The organism is Sodalis sp. dw_96, from assembly GCF_018449575.1.
Lineage (GTDB): Bacteria > Pseudomonadota > Gammaproteobacteria > Enterobacterales > Enterobacteriaceae > Acerihabitans.
Genome location: NZ_JAAVUT010000009.1, coordinates 82,757 through 102,448, shown reverse-complemented (window position 1 = coordinate 102,448; position 19,692 = coordinate 82,757). Strand labels below are relative to the sequence as shown.

General features: G+C 56.4%; 15 protein-coding genes. 7 read left to right on the top strand and 8 right to left on the bottom strand.

From position 1 onward, the window contains the following. Positions 1-171 precede the first annotated feature (171 nt). Positions 172-1,125: a VirK/YbjX family protein gene (locus HB631_RS14950; protein ID WP_213991964.1), complete on the bottom strand. Its 954-nt coding sequence runs from the start codon at positions 1,123-1,125 to the stop codon at positions 172-174. Positions 1,126-1,418: 293 nt separating this feature from the next. Continuing rightward, complete coding sequence (gene cspD / locus HB631_RS14945; RefSeq protein ID WP_132922666.1) at positions 1,419-1,640, bottom strand: cold shock-like protein CspD; 222 nt, start codon at positions 1,638-1,640, stop codon at positions 1,419-1,421. A gap of 370 nt (positions 1,641-2,010) precedes the next feature. On the opposite strand from cspD, the gene clpS reads away from it, so the two are divergent. Both clpS and clpA read left to right on the top strand, forming a co-directional pair. Continuing rightward, a complete protein-coding gene (gene clpS, locus HB631_RS14940) occupies positions 2,011-2,331 on the top strand; it encodes an ATP-dependent Clp protease adapter ClpS (RefSeq protein ID WP_213991963.1) in 321 nt (106 codons plus the stop codon). Positions 2,332-2,358: 27 nt separating this feature from the next. Beyond that, positions 2,359-4,632: an ATP-dependent Clp protease ATP-binding subunit ClpA gene (gene clpA, locus HB631_RS14935; protein WP_213991962.1), complete on the top strand. Its 2,274-nt coding sequence runs from the start codon at positions 2,359-2,361 to the stop codon at positions 4,630-4,632. A 328-nt stretch (positions 4,633-4,960) separates the two neighbouring features. Here clpA and HB631_RS14930 read toward each other — a convergent pair whose 3' ends face one another. The 6 genes from HB631_RS14930 to trxB form a co-directional block, all read right to left on the bottom strand. Beyond that, the gene (locus tag HB631_RS14930) at positions 4,961-5,155 is read right to left on the bottom strand and encodes a hypothetical protein (RefSeq protein ID WP_213991961.1); all 195 of its coding nucleotides are present in this window, start codon (positions 5,153-5,155) and stop codon (positions 4,961-4,963) included. A gap of 170 nt (positions 5,156-5,325) precedes the next feature. After that, complete coding sequence (infA, locus tag HB631_RS14925; protein ID WP_002211347.1) at positions 5,326-5,544, bottom strand: translation initiation factor IF-1; 219 nt, start codon at positions 5,542-5,544, stop codon at positions 5,326-5,328. Positions 5,545-5,636: 92 nt separating this feature from the next. Next, positions 5,637-6,365, bottom strand: a complete 729-nt coding sequence (aat, locus tag HB631_RS14920) for a leucyl/phenylalanyl-tRNA--protein transferase (protein WP_213991960.1) — start codon at positions 6,363-6,365, stop codon at positions 5,637-5,639. A gap of 191 nt (positions 6,366-6,556) precedes the next feature. Further along, positions 6,557-8,278: a cysteine/glutathione ABC transporter ATP-binding protein/permease CydC gene (gene cydC / locus HB631_RS14915; protein WP_213991959.1), complete on the bottom strand. Its 1,722-nt coding sequence runs from the start codon at positions 8,276-8,278 to the stop codon at positions 6,557-6,559. A 2-nt stretch (positions 8,279-8,280) separates the two neighbouring features. Then, entirely contained in the window at positions 8,281-10,044 is a 1,764-nt protein-coding gene (cydD, locus tag HB631_RS14910) for a cysteine/glutathione ABC transporter permease/ATP-binding protein CydD (RefSeq protein WP_213991958.1), read from the bottom strand. Positions 10,045-10,241: 197 nt separating this feature from the next. Next, positions 10,242-11,210, bottom strand: a complete 969-nt coding sequence (gene trxB / locus HB631_RS14905) for a thioredoxin-disulfide reductase (protein ID WP_213991957.1) — start codon at positions 11,208-11,210, stop codon at positions 10,242-10,244. A gap of 538 nt (positions 11,211-11,748) precedes the next feature. Between trxB and lrp the strand changes: the two genes are divergently transcribed. From lrp to serS, 5 genes are all read left to right on the top strand, one after another. Continuing rightward, the gene (lrp, locus tag HB631_RS14900; protein WP_005287608.1) at positions 11,749-12,243 is read left to right on the top strand and encodes a leucine-responsive transcriptional regulator Lrp; all 495 of its coding nucleotides are present in this window, start codon (positions 11,749-11,751) and stop codon (positions 12,241-12,243) included. A gap of 124 nt (positions 12,244-12,367) precedes the next feature. Further along, positions 12,368-15,850 (top strand): DNA translocase FtsK 4TM domain-containing protein, encoded by a 3,483-nt coding sequence (locus HB631_RS14895; RefSeq protein ID WP_255557019.1) that lies wholly within the window; start codon positions 12,368-12,370, stop codon positions 15,848-15,850. 158 nt (positions 15,851-16,008) lie between these two features. After that, positions 16,009-16,620 carry an outer membrane lipoprotein chaperone LolA gene (lolA, locus tag HB631_RS14890; protein ID WP_213991956.1) on the top strand — a complete coding sequence of 204 codons (612 nt, stop codon included), beginning with the start codon at positions 16,009-16,011 and terminating at the stop codon, positions 16,618-16,620. A 7-nt stretch (positions 16,621-16,627) separates the two neighbouring features. After that, complete coding sequence (locus tag HB631_RS14885) at positions 16,628-17,971, top strand: replication-associated recombination protein A (protein ID WP_213991955.1); 1,344 nt, start codon at positions 16,628-16,630, stop codon at positions 17,969-17,971. A 150-nt stretch (positions 17,972-18,121) separates the two neighbouring features. Beyond that, complete coding sequence (gene serS / locus HB631_RS14880) at positions 18,122-19,414, top strand: serine--tRNA ligase (RefSeq protein WP_213991954.1); 1,293 nt, start codon at positions 18,122-18,124, stop codon at positions 19,412-19,414. Positions 19,415-19,692: the final 278 nt, after the last annotated feature.

Below are 19,692 nucleotides of genomic sequence, written 5' to 3'. Positions count from 1 at the left end.
AAAATTCCGCCCTAAACTAACCAATATGGCTCAGGGTGTAAAGCCAATGCGGGACAGATTCCGAATATCCAGGGGAAAATTCTCCCCGCGTGAACGCAGGACGGCACGATTTATTGTTCTCCGCATCGCGCACATGGCCATCCAACCCGCGGGATCGTGGCACGCCGGCCCTCACGCCCGCTGAAAATGCCCGGTGACCTGTTCCGCCAATTGATCCAGCAGTCCATAACGGCGGCGGTATTCGGCGCGTTTTTTACTGGGTACGGCGGTGAGGGATTTGCGCGGTATACTCAGCGGCAGCCTGAAATAGCCCTGCTCTTGCGGCTGCCCGTGCATCGATAGCCAAAAATTGTCATAATCAGCATGCAGGAATCGCTTATTTTTATAAAAATATCGCCACTCCTGATACATATGGGTACGGTTGCCCACCGCTAAAATCTGGCTCACGCCCATTTGTTTCCCCAGCAGGGTCACCGCCTCCAACACCAGCCGTTTGGGGAACAGCCCGTGGCAGGCCTTGGTGGCCGAATGGATCGTGTCATGGGACAGCTGGCGGTGGCCGCCCTGCAAACCGCCGATAAAAAGCGTGGCCCCCCGTTCGGGAGTAATGACAAACGTCATCTCCGCCAGCATGACATTCTGGTCGTCGCAAAACAGCAGTGTTGCCTCGCCTTCGCGGTTCAACTGGTCCAGTGAACAAAGCCGCAGATGGAAAATCCGCTCGTTTTTGGTCAGGAGCGACGCCAGTGTAAAACCGTCTCGGCTCAGGTGCCCCTCAAGCAAGGGGCGGGGCAGGTGCGACTGGATATAATCATAATGATGCCCCAGGGCGGCCAGCTGTTTTTTCGCGCTCATGTTGGCGGCCAGGTAGGGGCGATGCAGCTTGCAGGGCAATCCGGGCTGGGACGCCAGCATTTGCGTCAGCAGGGGGCATTTGGCCAATTGTTCAAGCCAGGGGCCGGAGTAGGTGTGGGTGGTGAGATAGCGCAACATAAACTTATAGCGATAGAAACGGCGCCGCCAGGCATTGCCCGGCATCAGCCTGCCGCTAAACAAGGACAGCGCGAGTTGCCAGCCGGATAATCCGTCACGGGAATTTTCCCCGCTGGATACGAGTTGTGACATGGGTAGTCTGCCCTGGAAGCAAGAAAATACCTATTTCAACAAAAGCGGGTTAAACCGCGACATAATGAAGGTTGTCCGGCGGTATGGGTAAAAGGTGTGTTTAAACGCGGTTTACCAGGCGGTGGAAAATCATAAGCAACATAGTGATTGTGGCGGGCATAATTATGCTTGCGTCTTAAAATAAAAATGTTATACCTTGAGTAAGCGGGGATAAGCGGCACACCAGAAAAAATGCCAGCGATACGCACTGGCATTTCGTTAATATCATTATGCATTAATCGCGAGGCGTGTTATCAGGCGACAGTCTCGGTTTCGACAGGCACAATCAGACTCGCGTGGTTCCCTTTGGGGCCCTGATGAACATCGAATCTGACCACTTGACCTGCTTTGAGTGTTCGATAACCGTCCATCTGGATTGTTGAGTAATGCGCAAAGATATCCTCGCCGCCGCTTTCAGGACAGATAAACCCAAAACCTTTGGCGTTATTGAACCATTTAACTTTACCCGTCTCCATGTTTCTACATCCCTCGCAACAGAATCTTATATGTGATGAGGATTGTTGACGTCGTAAGCCTTATCAGTCAAAACCACAACAGCTTACGCAAGTACACTCTAGAGGATAGGAACAATAGGTCAAGGGGATGCGGAGGGAGTTGGTGGATGACATTACCAAACTTTGAAGCAGGTAACGCTATTGATGGTTTTTTGACAAAATCGCAATACGATTGCTGCGATCGAAATCCTATTATAGATATAGGTAACAGCAAGCGGCATTAACCAACATCCGATGTTAAACTTGTTAAGATGACGGGGTTGTGGCGAAAAGACACTACGCCGGCCACAGCTAACTTTCTAGGCTGAAAAGACGTTTTGATGGAAAGACGATGGGTAAGACAAGTGATAGACCGGGTGAACAACACCTAGCCGAAGAGCTGGTGAAAGAGACGGTAGTACCCCCGTCAATGTATAAAGTCATACTTATCAATGACGATTACACACCGATGGAATTTGTTATTGACGTACTGCAAAAGTTCTTTTCTTATGATGTTGAACGTGCAACGCAACTGATGCTTACGGTGCATTATCAGGGCAAGGCTGTCTGCGGGGTTTATACCGCCGAAGTCGCTGAAACCAAGGCCGCTCATGTTAACCGTTATGCCAAGGAAAACGAGCATCCGTTGCTTTGTACGCTGGAAAAGGCCTGAACAGGCAATCTATTTTGGGAGGTGCCAATGCTCAATCAAGAACTGGAACTCAGTTTAAATATGGCTTTCGCCAGAGCGCGTGAGCACCGGCATGAGTTTATGACCGTGGAACATTTATTGCTGGCGTTGCTCAGTAACCCTTCAGCGCGAGAAGCGCTCGAGGCCTGCACGGTCGATCTGGTGGCGCTACGCCAGGAACTCGAAGCTTTCATCGAACAAACCACGCCGACCTTACCGACCAGTGATGAAGAGCGTGACACGCAGCCCACGCTGAGTTTTCAGCGTGTCTTGCAGCGCGCGGTATTCCATGTGCAGTCCTCCGGACGCAGCGAGGTGTCAGGGGCCAATGTCCTGGTCGCCATCTTCAGCGAACAGGAATCCCAAGCGGCCTATTTGCTGCGTAAGCACGACGTCAGCCGCCTTGACGTGGTGAATTTCATTTCCCACGGTACGCGCAAAGATGAGACACAGGCACCCGGTCCTGAAAATCCGGTTAATGAAGAACAGGCAGGCGGGGAGGATCGTATGGAAAACTTCACTACCAATCTCAACCAACTCGCCCGGGTGGGCGGTATCGATCCCCTGATTGGGCGGGAGCGCGAACTGGAACGCGCCATTCAGGTACTGTGCCGCCGCCGTAAAAATAATCCTCTGTTGGTGGGAGAGTCAGGTGTGGGCAAAACCGCCATTGCCGAAGGCTTGGCATGGCGTATCGTGCAAGGTGACGTGCCTGAAGTCATTGCCGATTGCACCATCTATTCACTGGATATCGGTTCACTGCTGGCCGGCACCAAATACCGCGGCGATTTTGAAAAACGCTTTAAAGGCCTGCTCAAACAGCTGGAATCGGATCAGAACAGCATTTTGTTCATCGATGAAATTCATACCATCATCGGTGCCGGCGCGGCGTCCGGCGGACAGGTGGATGCGGCCAACCTGATCAAGCCGCTGCTCTCCAGCGGCAAAATCAGGGTGATGGGTTCCACCACTTATCAGGAATTCAGCAATATTTTTGAAAAAGATCGCGCCCTGGCGCGTCGTTTCCAGAAAATTGATATTACCGAGCCGTCAGTGGAAGAAACGGTTCAGATCCTGTTCGGCCTGAAAACCAAATACGAAGCCCACCACGATGTGCGTTATACCGCGAAAGCGGTGCGAGCGGCGGTGGAACTGGCGGTGAAATATATCAACGATCGCCATTTGCCCGATAAGGCCATTGACGTGATTGATGAGGCGGGGGCACGCAGCCGTTTGATGCCGGTAAGCAAACGCAAAAAAACCGTCAATGTTTCGGATATCGAGTCGGTGGTGGCGCGGATTGCCCGTATTCCTGAGAAGACCGTCTCCGCCAGCGATCGGGATGTCCTGAGAAACCTGGGGGATCGCCTCAAGATGCTGGTATTCGGACAGGATAAAGCCATCGATGCCTTGACCGAAGCTATCAAAATGAGCCGGGCCGGGTTGGGCCAGGATCATAAACCGGTGGGCTCGTTCCTGTTCGCCGGGCCTACCGGGGTGGGTAAAACCGAAGTTACGGTGCAGTTGGCGAAAGCGCTGGACATCGAATTGCTGCGCTTCGATATGTCGGAATACATGGAGCGGCATACGGTCAGCCGGCTGATTGGCGCGCCTCCGGGATATGTGGGTTACGATCAGGGCGGCCTGTTAACCGATGCGGTGCTGAAGCATCCTCATGCGGTGCTGTTGCTGGACGAAATCGAGAAGGCGCATCCGGATGTCTTTAATCTGCTGCTGCAGGTGATGGACAACGGTACGTTAACCGATAACAACGGGCGCAAGGCGGACTTTCGCAATGTGATCCTGGTGATGACCACCAATGCCGGCGTGCAGGAAACCCAGCGCCAGAGTATCGGTATGATTCAGCAGGATAACAGTACCGACGCCATGGGCGAAATCAAAAAAATCTTTACACCGGAGTTCCGTAACCGCTTGGATAACGTTATATGGTTCAACCATTTGTCGCCTGAAATAATTCAACTGGTGGTGGATAAATTCATCGTTGAATTGCAGGCTCAACTGGATGCCAAGGGCGTTTCGCTGGAAGTCAGCGACGAAGCGCGTGACTGGCTGGCCGCCAAGGGCTACGACAAATCCATGGGCGCACGTCCGATGGCCAGGGTGATGCAGGAAAACCTGAAAAAACCGCTGGCTAACGAGCTGCTGTTCGGTACCCTGGTGGACGGCGGGTCGGTGAAAGTCGAGCTGGATAAAGACAAAAAAGAGCTTAAATACGATTTCCTGAGTGCGCAAAAACACAAGACGGAAGGCGTGGTTCACTAAGCTGCCGCCATTTGGCGGGAAAGATAAAAAGGCGATGCCGGTCGGCATCGCCTTTTTTTTCATAAAACCAATATCATCAGGCATTGCATATAGCGGGCCTAGCGTGCCATGTGGCTCTCCCGCTATTAAGCCATGCCGGCCACGGGTTCGATTTGGCCAATGTGCATGGAATTCATGGGGAGGGACAGGGTGCTGGAAGAGTAAACCGTCCGCGCCAGGGACCAATATGCCGGGAGCGTATTGGAACAATGCCGGCAGGCGTTGGCCCGAAGGGTGACCCTCAGGGATGAGGGTCATAATCGCGCGGATCGAGCCTACATGGACGTATTCACGGCGTGTTTACGATCCGGCATCCTGTCCTGACCGGGCATCGTTTGGGCTTGAAGCGCTGAATAAATGGCCGCCATAGAATAAAGATATCGGGCGAAACCCCGTCAAAGTTGTTGACTTGAACGACGGCTACTCCGGCGGGCGAAAAAACCACGCCCGCTTCGACCACATCGGCGCGCTCTCCCTTTAACATGCTCGGTTGAACCTCCGTGAGAGCGGGTTTGGGCCGCCTTTATCGATTTGCGGGCAGACAGCATCATACCGGGCCGCTTGCGGGCGCCGGTATGAGTGTTATATTTTGTTGCAATTGCTTGGGCGGGATACCCGCGCGTTAATGGCGGATATCAGCGATAAGGAAGCCTATCAGCGGCTACGGAAGACAATGCGGCCTTTGCTCAGGTCGTACGGGGTCAGCTCAACTGTGACTTTGTCGCCCGTCAGGATGCGGATGTAATTTTTACGCATTTTACCGGAGATATGTGCGGTTACCACGTGCCCGTTTTCCAATTCCACGCGGAACATGGTGTTAGGCAATGTATCCAGTACCGTGCCTTGCATTTCAATATTGTCTTCTTTGGCCATCGAATCCTCTAGGTTTGAATACCATAGTTTTTAACCGGCAAGATAATGCCGAAAAACCCTCATTATGTAAAGAAGTGATGAAGAACAACGCGTCATTCACCGGAATCCGGTTCACTGTTTAAGGTGACGACAGAGAGGGTTTGTGGTTGCCAGCAATGGGGTGCCAGCGTTAAAGGTTGTAACTGACTCAGCAGGGCAAGATAGTCGCGGCGGGGAATATCCCTGGCGCCTAACGAGGCCGTATGTGAGTTCAATACCTGACAGTCTATCAGTTTTCCGCCCTGTTGCCTAAAGAAACGGCAAAAAGTCAGCAGGGCAATCTTCGAGGCATTATCCCGCCGGCTGAACATGGATTCGCCGCAAAATAACGCGCCCTGGGCGACGCCGTACATGCCGCCCACCAGGGTATCGCCTTCCCAGATCTCGATGGAATGCGCCTGGCCGAGATCGTGCAGACGCTGATAGGCGATTTCGACTTCCGGACCGATCCAGGTGCCTTCCAGGCCCCGCTCGGCACAGGCCGCCATCACCTCGCCAAAGGCGTGATTCAGGGTGATACGATAGGGGCAGCGTTGCATGACGCGCTTGAGACTCCGGCTGGCATGGAACTCTTCGGGAAACAGCACGGCGCGCGGGTCCGGCGACCACCATAAAATGACGTCCCCCGGGGAATACCAGGGAAAAATCCCCTGTTGATAGGCGATGAGCAACCGTTCCGGGGATAAGTCGCCGCCAAACGCCAGCAGCCCGTTGGGTTCATGCAGCGCCGATGTCGGGGCGGGGAACTGTAAAGAATTGGGAGACAGCCGGTATAATCGCATAATACTTCCCGTCATATTCGCCTATGCCGGATAGCGCGGGCTAACCGGGCAACTGTTTGCAGCGCCATTGATACGATTATACCCTTCATCTTTCAAGTTGCAGCTGTGTTGGCCGCGCCCTCTCACCCCAGTCACTTGGTTATCTAAGCTCCTGGGGTTAGTGGGCTTGCCGCCTTGCTGCAACTCGAAAGCTATTGGGTATCGACCTTCTCGGGGTGATGATAATGGAAGTAGCGGCCTCTCTTTTCCATTAATGCCGTATGAGTGCCTCGTTCACTGAAGTTGCCCTGGTTCATAACATAAATCCTGTCCATCAGCTCCAGGCCCTGCAGGCGGTGAGTGATGAGAATCAGCGTTTTTTGCCGTCCCAGCTGCTGCAACAATGCCAGAATATGCCGCTCGGTGGCGGCGTCAAGTCCTTCCGTGGGTTCATCCAGCAGCAGCAGCGGCGCATCATGGAGCAACGCGCGGGCAATGCCGAGACGGCGTTGCTCTCCACCGGACAATTGGCGTCCGCCTTCCCCCAGCCAGGCATCCAAACCCTCTTGCGCCAGTAATTTTTCCAGGCCCATGTGTGTCAGCATGTTCCGCAATCGGGTATCGTCCGCCGCCGGGGCGCCCAGCAGCAGATTATCACGCAGGGTGGCGCTGAACACATGCACCCGCTGCGGGACCACCGCCATCATGGACCGCAGGGCCGGTTCGCTCCACTGCCGGAGCCCTTGCCCGTTCAGCCGGATCTCGCCGGCATCCGGATCCCAGGCGCGGGTCAGCATTTGCACCAGGGTGGATTTGCCGCTGCCGGTATGGCCGAGGATGGCCACATGCTCACCCGGATTGATGCGCAGCGACAGGCCGGCAAGGGCCGGTTGCTTTTGTCCGGGATAGGTAAAGAGAATATTGTCCGCCGTCAGGGCGGCGCTGTCCGCGGGCTGCGGTCCGGAGGTGGGGAAAGTCACCGCCGGCTCGCGACGGATGATATCGGTAACGCGGACGGCGGACGCCATCACCTGACCAAGGTGCTGGAACGCGCCGGCGACCGGCCCGAGGGCTTCAAAGGCCGCCAGGGTGGTAAAAACCACCAGTGCAATCCATGCACCGTCGATGCCGGCCGCCGCCAGCCACAGCAGCAAGGTGACCGCCAGTCCGGTAATCAGGATGAGCAGAGCCTGGGACAGGGCGGCCAGTAAGGCCTGCCGCTGCTGCTGCCGCTGCCAAAGCCGCTCCGTCTCATCCAATTGCCGCCGATATTCCCCGGCGGCCCCATAGACGATGAGCTCGGCGTTGCCTTGCAGCCAGGCAACCAGATGCAGCCGGTAAGCGGCGCGCAGGCGGGTTAAATCCCGGCCGATGGTTTTACCGGCATGATAGAACAGCGGAGGGAACAAAACCAATAACGCCAGCATCATGGCGCCCAGCGTCAGCGCCAGCCTGACGTCCAGCCAGCATAAACCGAAGGTGACCGCCAGGATTACCACCAGCGCGCTCAGCAGCGGCGATAATACCCGCAGATACAGGTGATCGAGGGTATCCACGTCCGCCACCAGCCGGTTGAGCAATTCGGCCTGGCGGAAACCGGCAATCACGCCGGGTGAAAGCGGCAGGATTTTTATGAATATGTCGATTCGCAACTGCTGCAGCACGCGGAAGGTGGCGTCATGGCTCACCACCCGCTCCGCCCAGCGTCCCGCGGTGCGGGTGATTGCCGCGCCGCGAACGCCCGCCGCCGGCAGCATATAATTAAAGGTATATAATCCCGCCACCCCGGCCAGGGCCGAACCGGCCAGGAACCAGCCCGAGAGGCTCAGCAGGCCGATACTGGCCAACAGGGTCACAATCGCCAGCAGCATCCCCAGGGCGATGCGGCCGCCGTGACGACGGTAGAGGGCTAAAAAGGGCAGTAATACGCGCATAATCAGCACTCTCCGAGGCGATGGGACAGCAGGCTGGCAAACGGACCGGGTTGGGTCGCTAACCCGCTGTAGTGCCCCTGCTGAAGGATTTGGCCGTTGCCCATGACCCAGATGGCATCGAACTCGCGGATATCCGACAGTTGATGGGTTACCAGTACCGTGGTTTGCCGGCGGGACGCGTGATCCAGCGCCTGCATCACCAATCCTTCGCTGTGGGCATCCAGGCTGGCGGTGGGTTCGTCCAGCAGCAACAGCGCAGGCGTGCGCAGCAAAGCCCGCGCCAGGGCAACCCGCTGCGCCTGTCCGACGGACAACTGCCCGGCGTTTTCCCCCACCGGGCTGTCAATTCCCCGGGGCAGCAGCGCCAGAAATTCCCGCACATAAGCGCTGTCCACCGCCCGATCCAGCTCTTCGCCGCTCGCATCGGGTTTGCCGAGCAAAATGTTATCCCGCACGCTGTCGGCGGGCAAAAAGGGACTTTGACTTATCCAGCCGATTTGCCGGCGCCAATACTGGGGGGAAATATCCCGTAATTCATGGCCGTTAAGGCATAGAGAGCCCTCATAGGGGAGGAATCCCAGCAAGACGTTCAGCAAGGAGCTTTTACCGGCGCCGCTTTCCCCGACAATGGCGACCCGCCGGCCGGCTTCAAGGGTAAAATCCAACGGACCGGCCAACCGGGTTCCGTCCGGCGCCAGGATAATCAGCTGCTGCGCGATCAGGGCGACCGGGCCGGGATCCGGCTCCAGTTCGCCGCCGCCCAAGAAACGGGTGTCGGCCTCCAAAAAGCTCACCAGGGATTCCGCCGCGCCCACCGCCTGCGCCTTGGCATGATAAAACGTGCCCAGGTCGCGCAGCGGCTGGAAAAATTCCGGCGCCAGGATCAGCACCAGGAAACCGGCGAACAGCGTAACGCCCGCGCCATAGCTGCCGAAGTGCAATTCACCCAGGTAGGAGAAACCGAAATAAACCGCCACCACCGCGATGGAGATAGAGGCGAAAAACTCCAGCACGCCGGAGGAGAGGAAAGCCAGACGCAGCACTTCCATGGTTCGCAGGCGGAAATCGTCGCTGGCACGGCTGATATGCGCCGTTTCCGCCTGCGCCCGGTCGAACAGCCTCAGTGTGTCCAATCCCCGCAGGCGGTCGAGGAAATAACCGCTCAGCCGCGTCAGCGCCAGGAAATTGCGGCGATTGGCGTCGGCGGCGCCCATGCCCACCAGGGCCATAAACAGCGGGATCAACGGCGCGGTGCAAAACAGGATCAGCGCAGCCGTCCAGTTAATGGGGAACAGCACGGCCAATATCAGCAGCGGCACCAGTCCGGCCAGGTACATCTGCGGCAGATAGCGGGCATAATAGTCCTGCATATCCTCGATTTGCTCCAGCAGCAGACTGCTCCAACTGCCGGCGGGCTTGCCCTGTATCCAGGCCGGCCCCAATTGTTCCAGGCGATCCAGCACCTGGCGGCGTATTTCCCGGCGCAGGATCCGGCCGGCGATGAAACCGGCGCGTTCACGCAGCAGGCCGATGGCCGCCCGTAACAGAAATAGCCCGGCTAATGCGATAAATTCGTTTAGCAGCTCGCCGCGCGGCTGATGGTCGATAATCAGCGCCTGCAACAGATGAGCCAGCACCCAGGCCTGGGCGACGATAACCACTCCACTGAACAGACCCAGCAGCAGCGAGAGACGGAGCCAGCGCTTCACCAGCGCACTTTGTGATTTGAGCCAACGGACCAGCACATATTGTCGGGTTTTATTCATTGGAAAACGATTTCAGCCGCTGTGGTATGCGTTCAAGGCAACAATCCCGCTGAGGGATACGAAAGGCCGGGATAACCCTAGTCTATCCCGGCGAGACGACATATTACCCGGTTGGCGGGAAGGAGAAAATAAGAAGCGATAATTAAGATGGGCAGTGCCGGTGTGCACTCCCGCCGAAACGTTGGCGGGAGCTGTTGTTAACGATCGTTGACCGCCGCCAGGCCGTCCAGGTAGCGCTCGGCGTCCAGGGCCGCCATACAGCCGGTACCGGCGGAGGTGATGGCCTGACGGTAAATATGATCCATCACATCGCCGGCGGCAAACACGCCGGGGATGCTGGTCTGGGTCGCATTGCCGTGAATACCCGATTGCACGCGGATATAACCGTTCTCCAAAGCCAGCTGGTTGCCCAAAATCGCGGTATTGGGGCTATGGCCGATGGCGATAAATACCCCTGCCACCTCGAGAGTGTCGATATCGCCGCGAAGGACATTCTTCAGGCGCACGCCGGTCACCCCGCTCTCATCTCCCACCACTTCATCCAGCGTCCGGTCGGTGTGCAAAATAATATTGCCGTTTTTAACCTTCTCCATGAGCCGATCGATCAGGATTTTTTCTGAACGGAACGTATCGCGACGATGGATTAAATGGACTTCGGCGGCGATATTGGACAAATAAAGCGCTTCCTCCACCGCGGTGTTGCCGCCACCCACCACCGCCACTTTCTGGTTGCGGTAGAAAAAACCGTCGCACGTGGCGCAGGCCGACACGCCTTTACCCTTGAACGCCTCTTCCGACGGCAGACCCAGATAGCGCGCGGAGGCGCCGGTGGCGATAATCAAGGCATCACAGGTATAAACGCCATTGTCGCCGGTCAGGCGAAACGGCCGATCGTTCAGCTCCACCTGGCTGATATGGTCGAAGACGATTTCGGTATTAAACTTGGCTGCGTGGGCGTACATGCGTTCCATCAACAAGGGGCCGGTCAGTCCTTCCGGATCCCCCGGCCAGTTTTCCACCTCGGTGGTAGTGGTCAATTGACCGCCTTGCTCCATACCGGTGATAAGAACAGGATTAAGGTTGGCCCGCGCGGCGTAAACCGCAGCGGTATAACCCGCAGGACCCGATCCCAGGATAAGTAATTTACTGTGTTTCACCGTTGACATGGTTTCCTCATTTTAGCCGCACTGATTTTAGCTATCCGATTGTAAGAAAATTACCAGAATAAGAAAAGAATGCAAAAAGCCATTAACGATTATTATCATTGTTATGCTCTATGAATACGGCGTTTTAATGCTCCATCAGGGCATGATCGGGTAAATTAAGCTTTTTTATCCCCTGCCAAGGGTCCTACACCCGATTTTATCGGCATGTTGTTCTGATTTTTGTTGTTTTACTTTGACAATCCGCTGTGCTTTTGCGAAAACATCAGGGTAAGAAGAAATTATTCGATTGGTGTCGATTGGGTTAATCGTCATTGGGATGGTCTGCGGAGCCGTCAAAAGCCCGCAGGTTCAACCGGTAAATTTCTTCCAGGCAGAATTCTCTTCTGCCGCTGTCGCGGTGTGGACATGCAGCGTAGGCGGCAGCTGAAATGGCAGACCTTAGAATAAAACAGACAGCAGGTCTTAAAGCAAACCCTGAAACATTGAAGTCGGCAGGGGTATGGCAAGTGCAGGGAAGGAATGAAGAGAGACAATAATAATGGTAGACAATAAAAAACGTCCGGGAAAAGATCTCGACCGTATCGATCGCAACATCCTTAACGAATTGCAAAAGGATGGGCGGATCTCGAACGTCGAACTTTCGAAACGGGTAGGACTATCACCGACTCCTTGTCTGGAACGGGTGCGTCGTCTTGAGCGCCAAGGTTTCATTCAGGGTTACACCGCGTTGCTTAATCCGCATTATCTGGATGCGTCTTTACTGGTTTTCGTCGAGATAACCCTTAACCGGGGCGCGCCCGATGTGTTTGAGCAATTCAATACCGCTGTGCAAAAGCTGGAAGAAATTCAGGAATGCCATCTGGTATCCGGGGATTTCGACTATTTACTGAAAACCCGGGTACCCGATATGTCGGCGTACCGTAAGCTGTTGGGTGAAACGTTGCTGCGTTTGCCGGGGGTGAACGACACCCGAACCTACGTGGTCATGGAAGAAGTGAAACAAAGCAACAGATTGGTCATTAAAACGCGTTAAGGAACATCACAGGTGCAAAATCCGTCTTTTAAGGTTACACTCCTGTGGATTCATACAGTCTCAGCGCCGGGCGACATGTCGGCGCTGTCGTTATGTCGGTTGAAAGAAACCTGGAGAGCCTTTCTTGAGCCAGGAATATACAGAAGATAAAGATGTTACGTTAAAAAAAATGAGCAGCGGCCGCCGGTTACTCGAGGCCGTTCTCATCGTCATGGCTATTTTTGCCCTCTATTTGATGATTTCCCTGGTCAGCTTCGATCCTTCCGATCCCAGTTGGTCGCAAACGGCTTGGCACGGACCCATCCATAACCTGGGGGGCGGCGTCGGCGCATGGTTTGCCGATACGCTGTTTTTCACCTTCGGCGTCCTGGGGTACGCGCTGCCGCCGATTATGCTGATTTTCTGCTGGAACTCTTTCCGTCAACGTGAGGTTGAGGACTATGTGGATTATTTTGCCCTGGCGCTGCGCCTCATCGGCACCCTGGCGCTGATATTGACCTCCTGCGGCCTGGCGGCCCTCAATGTGGACGATCTCTACTACTTCGCCTCGGGCGGGGTGATCGGCAGCCTGCTGGACAATGCCATGTCCCCCTGGTTCAACGGCATCGGCGCCACGCTGACGCTGTTGTGCGTCTGGGCCGCGGGCCTGACCTTGTTCACCGGCTGGTCCTGGCTGACCATCGCTGAAAAAATCGGCGGCGTCATGTTGGGTTGCCTGACCTTTATGTCTAATCGTTCCCGTCGCGATGAAGAGTATTATGACGACGACTACGAGGAAGAGGATGAGGCGGGCGAAAATTCCGTCACGGTGGCCGACGATCTCACGGCTAATAAAGAAAACGCCATCGATCCGCTTTTCTCCGCGCCCGGCCTGACGGACGATGCCGCGACCGCGGCGGTGGCCGATCGGGTGGCCGGACCAGTTTCAGACGCGGGTCTCGCCGGAATACCGGCGGCTGGCGCGCAGGCTGATTCGGCGGATGCCGCGCTTCGGATACCGGACGCCCATGCCGCTCCCGTGGCGGCACAGGCGGCTATGGCGCAAGCTGACCCGATGAACGCCGCGCGTCTTACGCCGGATGTTAATGCCGCCGCCGTTCCGGCACCGGTGACGGCTGTGTCGGAAGCCGTGCCGCAATACCGCTTCGAGCTCCCCGGCGGGCAGTCCGCCACGTCGTCCGACAATGCCCCGGAGGAAGAGGATGACGGTCCGCGGATGGGCAACTGGCTGGCCGCCAGCCAGGACGGCACTCATCATACCCCCTATGATTTCAGCGTCGGACAGCAAAGCAGCGGGCAATTGAGCGGCGAGGGCGCCTCGTCGGTGGATCACAGTGCTGCGCTGACCTTTATGCCCGCCTTCAGCGCTATCGGCGACGATAATCCGCAGGTCAAGCAAGGTATTGGCCCTGAGCTGCCGCGTCCTAATCGCGTACGGATCCCGACGCGTCGCGAACTGGCGTCATACGGCATCAAATTGCCGTCGCACCGGGTCGCTAATCACGCCCATGATCAGACCCACGGCGATGTCGCCGATTCCCAGCCGGTACTGTCCGAAGGTGAACAGGCCCATCAGCAGGTGGAATTGCATCAGGAATTTAGGGAGCAACAGGTCCAGCGCTACGGCAATCCCGGTACCGATGCGGATGAAGAGGCCGAATGGGAGCAGCAGCGCCTAGCCGCCGAATTTCAGCGCCAGCAAGATCAGCGCTATGTCGATCAAACCGGTTCGCGACCGCCGGACCAACCGGTGGCCGCCTCGCCGTTGTCCCCACGGGCTGACATCGATATCCATCGACACGAGGACTTTAATTTTTCACCCGTAGCGGATTTGACGGACGATACCCCCGCGGCGCCGTTGTTCACGCTGCCTTCCCGCTATGCCGATCAACCCGCCTCGTCGGGAAATCTTCACGAAGGCCAGGTCCCGGATACCCATCACGCGGATGAAGAGGGCCCGGGATTGGCGGCGGAGCATCGGGAGGGGCACGGAATTCACGGTATGGCGGTAATTCCCGCGTCGCAGATATCGGGCGCGCCGTCCGCCTCGACCCCTTCCACGGCAATGGATAGCCTGATCCATCCGTTCCTGATGCGCAATGAGCAGCCGGTGCAAAAACCCACCACGCCGCTGCCGACGCTGGATTTACTGACCTCGCCGCCGCTGGAGGATGAACCGGTGGACATGTTCGCGCTGGAGCAGACCGCGCGGCTGGTAGAGGCGAGGCTGGCGGATTATCGAGTGAAAGCCGATGTGGTGGGCATATCACCCGGGCCGGTAATTACCCGTTTTGAGCTGGATCTGGCCCCCGGGGTGAAAGCGGCGCGGATATCCAATTTGTCGCGGGATTTGGCGCGCTCGCTGTCCGCGGTGGCGGTGCGGGTGGTGGAAGTCATTCCCGGCAAGCCGTATGTCGGCTTGGAATTACCGAATAAACGCCGTCAGACGGTGTATTTGCGTGAAGTGCTGGACTGTGACAAGTTCCGCGAAACGGCGTCCCCACTGGCCATCGTGCTGGGCAAGGATATCGCCGGTCAGCCGGTGATTGCCGATTTGGCGAAAATGCCGCATTTGCTGGTAGCCGGCACCACCGGCTCGGGTAAATCGGTGGGGATCAACGCCATGATCCTCAGCATGCTGTACAAAGCGACGCCGGAAGAGGTGCGCTTTATCATGATTGACCCGAAAATGCTGGAGCTGTCGGTTTATGAAGGTATACCGCACCTGCTGACCGAAGTGGTCACCGACATGAAAGACGCCGCCAATGCGTTGCGGTGGTGTGTCGGCGAGATGGAGCGCCGCTACAAACTCATGTCGGCGCTAGGGGTACGTAACCTGGCCGGCTATAACGAGCGCATCGAGCAGGCGGTGGCGATGGGCAGGCCGGTACCGGATCCGTTCTGGAAACCCGGCGACGGTATGGCGATGTCGCCGCCGATGTTGGAAAAACTGCCTTATATCGTGGTGCTGGTGGATGAGTTCGCCGATCTGATGATGGCGGTGGGCAAAAAAGTGGAAGAGCTGATTGCCCGTCTGGCGCAAAAGGCCCGGGCTGCCGGTATTCATTTGGTATTGGCCACCCAGCGCCCCTCTGTGGATGTGATTACCGGATTGATAAAAGCCAATATCCCCACCCGCATTGCGTTTACCGTTTCCAGTAAAATCGATTCGCGCACCATTCTCGATCAGTCAGGGGCGGAGTCGTTGCTGGGCATGGGGGATATGTTGTATATGGCGCCTAATTCATCCATTCCGGTGCGTGTCCATGGCGCATTTGTGCGCGACCAGGAAGTGCATGCGGTGGTCAGCGACTGGAAAGCGCGCGGTCGTCCGCAGTATATCGACAGTATCACCAGCGCCGGGGAAGAGGGTGAAGCCGGCCCCGGTGGTCTGGACGGTGACGAAGAGCTGGATCCGCTGTTCGATCAGGCGGTGGAGTTCGTGGTGGATAAACGCCGGGCCTCGATTTCCGGCGTGCAGCGCCAGTTCCGTATCGGCTATAACCGCGCCGCCCGGATTATTGAACAAATGGAATTACAGGGTATCGTCAGCTCACCGGGCCATAACGGCAACCGCGAAGTCCTGGCGCCGCCGTCAGGGGAATAACGGTATTTGCCGGCCCCAAAGCAAAGATGCGTAAACGGGGACACTTTCAGAGGATTATCCTATGTCCTCCCATCGTTTCTCCGATAGAGTTAAGGGTATCAGGCGGGAGGGGTTGAGAAGCCCCTGTCACGCCTTTCTTTTTTTAAGGGATATTTATAATGAAAATACGGTTGTTTGCCGCCTGTCTGTTGAGCGCCATTGTTTCCCTGCCGGCATTGGCCGACGATGCCCAGTCATTGCAAAGTCGCCTGAATCAGGTCAACAGCTTCCATGCCAGCTTTACCCAAACCGTCACCAGCGCCGAAGGCGGGGCGGTACAGCAAGGAGAAGGCGAACTTTGGGTTAAACGCCCTAATTTGTTTAACTGGCATATGACCTCGCCGGATGAGAGCGTACTGATTTCCGACGGCAAAACCTTATGGTTCTATAACCCGTTTGTCGAGCAGGTGACCGCCACCTGGCTTAAAAACAGCACCGGCAATACCCCGTTTATGCTGATAACGCGCAACAGCCCGGACGACTGGCGCCAATACAATGTTAAACAGCGTGGCGATCAGTTTGAGCTTACGCCGAAATCCGCTGCCGGCAATTTGAAGCAGTTCACCATCAATGTGAATCCCGGCGGCACCATTAACAGCTTTACCGCCGTCGAACAGGACGGGCAGCGCAGCGCCTATCAGCTTAAAAGCCAGATAAACGGCCAGATAGACACCGCTAAATTTCGATTCACACCCCCCAAAGGCGTGACGGTGGACGATCAGCGTCAGTGAGGTGAGCATGAGCAATCTGTCTCTTGATTTTTCTCGCAACGAATTCCAGCCACTGGCCGCGCGGATGCGTCCCGCCACCCTGGAGGAGTATGTCGGTCAGCAGCACCTGCTGGCGCCGGGCAAGCCGTTGCCGAGAGCCATCAAGAACGGGCAATTGCATTCCATGATCCTCTGGGGGCCGCCGGGCACCGGTAAAACCACGCTGGCGGAACTCATCGGCCGTTACGGCAACGCCGATGTGGAGCGCGTTTCGGCGGTCACGTCCGGCATCAAGGAAATTCGCGAGGCCATTGAGCGAGCCCGCCTGAACCGCGATGCCGGACGGCGTACCATCCTGTTTGTGGACGAAGTGCACCGTTTTAATAAAAGCCAGCAGGATGCCTTCCTGCCCCATGTGGAAGAGGGCACCATCACTTTTATCGGCGCCACCACCGAAAATCCTTCGTTCGAATTGAATTCCGCGTTGTTGTCCCGTGCCAAGGTCTATCTGCTCAAGGCCCTCACCGCCGACGATATCGAACTTGTGCTGAACCAGGCCATGACGGATCCCGCGCGGGGTTATGGCGGCCAGGATATCGTTTTACCGGATGAGACCCGGCATTTGCTGGCTGAGTGGGTTAATGGCGATGCCCGGAGGGCATTGAACAGCCTGGAAATGATGGCCGATATGGCCGAAATCGATGCCCAGGGCAATCGGGTATTAACGCCGGCGTTGCTAAAGGAAGTTTCCGGCGAACGAAGCGCTCGCTTTGATAACAAAGGCGATCGCTATTACGATTTGATCTCCGCGCTGCATAAATCCGTGCGCGGCTCGGCTCCGGATGCGGCGCTCTATTGGTATGCGCGCATCATTACCGCCGGTGGCGATCCTTTGTACGTGGCGCGCCGTCTGCTGGCCATCGCGTCCGAAGACGTGGGTAACGCCGATCCCCGCGGTATGCAGGTAGCCCTTGCCGCCTGGGATTGCTTCACCCGGGTCGGCCCGGCGGAAGGCGAACGGGCCATAGCCCAGGCCATCGTTTATCTGGCCTGCGCGCCGAAGAGCAATGCGGTATATACCGCCTTTAAGGCCGCCATGCAGGATGCGCGGGAGAATACCGATTTCGACGTGCCGGCGCATTTGCGCAACGCGCCCACCAAACTGATGAAAGAGATGGGGCTGGGCGCTGAATACCGATACGCCCATGACGAACCCAACGCTTATGCCGCCGGAGAGAACTACTTTCCGCCGGAAATGGCCGCCACGCGCTATTATCATCCCAGCACTCGCGGACTGGAGGCGAAAATTGCTGAAAAGCTTGCCTGGCTTGACGCGCAGGATCAAAATAGCCCAACAAAACGCTACCGATAAACAGCCTGTTGCGGTAAGGTGAGCGGGAATAAATGGGTTACCGCGACAGCCCAAAACGGCTGCCGGAAGTGTTAAACATCAATCTGATATGAATTTGACAACTATCACTTTGACTGCTGTCAATTTAACAACAACAAGCACAGGACTAGCATGCTCGATCCTAATCTACTGCGTAATGAGCTGGACGCGGTTGCCGAGAAACTGGCTCGCAGAAGTTTCAAGCTGGATGTCGATACTCTGCGTAAATATGAAGAACGCCGTAAGGTGTTGCAGGTAGAAACCGAAACGCTGCAGGCCGAACGCAACTCCCGATCCAAATCGATCGGCGCGGCGAAAGCCCGTGGAGAAGATATCGAGCCCTTGCGTCAGGAAGTCAACCTGCTGGGCGAACGCCTGGATGCCGCTAAAGCCGAACTGGATACGTTGCAAAACAATATCCGCGACATGGCGCTGTCCATACCCAACATCCCCGACGATGTTGTGCCCTTTGGCAAAGACGAAAATGATAACCTGGAAATCAGCCGCTGGGGTGAACCCAGGCAGTATGATTTCCCGGTGCGCGATCATGTGGCGCTGGGGGAAATGTCCGACGGGCTGGATTTTGCCGCCGCGGTGAAATTGACCGGCACGCGTTTTGTGGTCATGAAAGGACAAATTGCCCATCTGCACCGGGCGCTGTCGCAGTTCATGCTCGATCTGCATACCGAGCAGCACGGCTATCTGGAAACCTACGTGCCTTATCTGGTGAACCACGCCTCCCTGTACGGCACCAGCCAGTTACCGAAATTCGCCGGAGATTTATTCCATACCCAGCCCCTTAGCGAAGAAGCCGACACCAGTGCCTACGCATTGATTCCCACGGCGGAAGTGCCTCTGACCAATCTGGTGCGGGATGAAATTCTCGACGAAGACGTCCTGCCGCTCAAGATGACCGCCCATACCCCGTGTTTTCGCTCAGAGGCGGGTTCCTACGGTCGTGACACTCGCGGTCTCATACGCATGCACCAATTCGATAAAGTTGAGATGGTGCAGGTGGTGAAACCTGAAAATTCCATGCAGGCGCTGGAAGAACTGACCGGCCATGCGGAGAAAGTCCTGCAACTGCTGAACCTGCCGTACCGTAAAATTCTGCTGTGTACCGGCGATATGGGTTTCGCGTCCTGCAAGACCTACGATCTGGAGGTGTGGCTGCCGGCGCAGAATACCTACCGGGAAATTTCCTCCTGCTCCAATATCGGTGATTTTCAGGCCCGCCGCATGCAGGCCCGCTATCGCGGCAAAGAGGATAAAAAACCGCGCCTGGTCCACACCCTCAATGGCTCCGGCCTGGCTGTGGGGCGTACCCTGGTGGCGGTCATGGAGAACTATCAGCTTGCGGACGGCCGTATCGAAATTCCGGCGGTGCTGGTGCCCTATATGAAAGGCCTGACTCATATCGGTTGAAGTCTGAACGCCAGCTATCGGTCAGCAGCCATCGGTCATCGGTCATCAAGGATGATGGCCGTTTTCCGGCTTATAGGCTGCGTTAAGTCTTTACCAGGCGTTTCCCCTATTCTTCCGCGCGCCTTCCTCCATCCGCGAAACGTATACCTAAACTAATTCGAGTTGCAGGAAAGCCAACGCACCTGCAACTCGAAGTATGACGGGCATATCATCGCAATCTCATTTCTTATGTTCTTAAGCACAGCGAACCTCTAAGCTGAAAGATTGCAAAAAATGCT

What these genes read in the sequence shown, in the direction of transcription:
- serS (WP_213991954.1), top strand. Translation starts at nt 18,122, where the DNA reads ATGCTCGATCCTAATCTACTGCGTAATGAGCTGGACGCGGTTGCCGAG.
- HB631_RS14885 (WP_213991955.1), top strand. Translation starts at nt 16,628, where the DNA reads ATGAGCAATCTGTCTCTTGATTTTTCTCGCAACGAATTCCAGCCACTG.
- clpA (WP_213991962.1), top strand. Translation starts at nt 2,359, where the DNA reads ATGCTCAATCAAGAACTGGAACTCAGTTTAAATATGGCTTTCGCCAGA.
- infA (WP_002211347.1), bottom strand. Translation starts at nt 5,544, where the DNA reads ATGGCCAAAGAAGACAATATTGAAATGCAAGGCACGGTACTGGATACA.
- HB631_RS14950 (WP_213991964.1), bottom strand. Translation starts at nt 1,125, where the DNA reads ATGTCACAACTCGTATCCAGCGGGGAAAATTCCCGTGACGGATTATCC.
- cydC (WP_213991959.1), bottom strand. Translation starts at nt 8,278, where the DNA reads ATGCGCGTATTACTGCCCTTTTTAGCCCTCTACCGTCGTCACGGCGGC.
- aat (WP_213991960.1), bottom strand. Translation starts at nt 6,365, where the DNA reads ATGCGATTATACCGGCTGTCTCCCAATTCTTTACAGTTCCCCGCCCCG.
- lrp (WP_005287608.1), top strand. Translation starts at nt 11,749, where the DNA reads ATGGTAGACAATAAAAAACGTCCGGGAAAAGATCTCGACCGTATCGAT.
- clpS (WP_213991963.1), top strand. Translation starts at nt 2,011, where the DNA reads ATGGGTAAGACAAGTGATAGACCGGGTGAACAACACCTAGCCGAAGAG.
- cspD (WP_132922666.1), bottom strand. Translation starts at nt 1,640, where the DNA reads ATGGAGACGGGTAAAGTTAAATGGTTCAATAACGCCAAAGGTTTTGGG.
- trxB (WP_213991957.1), bottom strand. Translation starts at nt 11,210, where the DNA reads ATGTCAACGGTGAAACACAGTAAATTACTTATCCTGGGATCGGGTCCT.
- lolA (WP_213991956.1), top strand. Translation starts at nt 16,009, where the DNA reads ATGAAAATACGGTTGTTTGCCGCCTGTCTGTTGAGCGCCATTGTTTCC.
- HB631_RS14930 (WP_213991961.1), bottom strand. Translation starts at nt 5,155, where the DNA reads ATGTTAAAGGGAGAGCGCGCCGATGTGGTCGAAGCGGGCGTGGTTTTT.
- cydD (WP_213991958.1), bottom strand. Translation starts at nt 10,044, where the DNA reads ATGAATAAAACCCGACAATATGTGCTGGTCCGTTGGCTCAAATCACAA.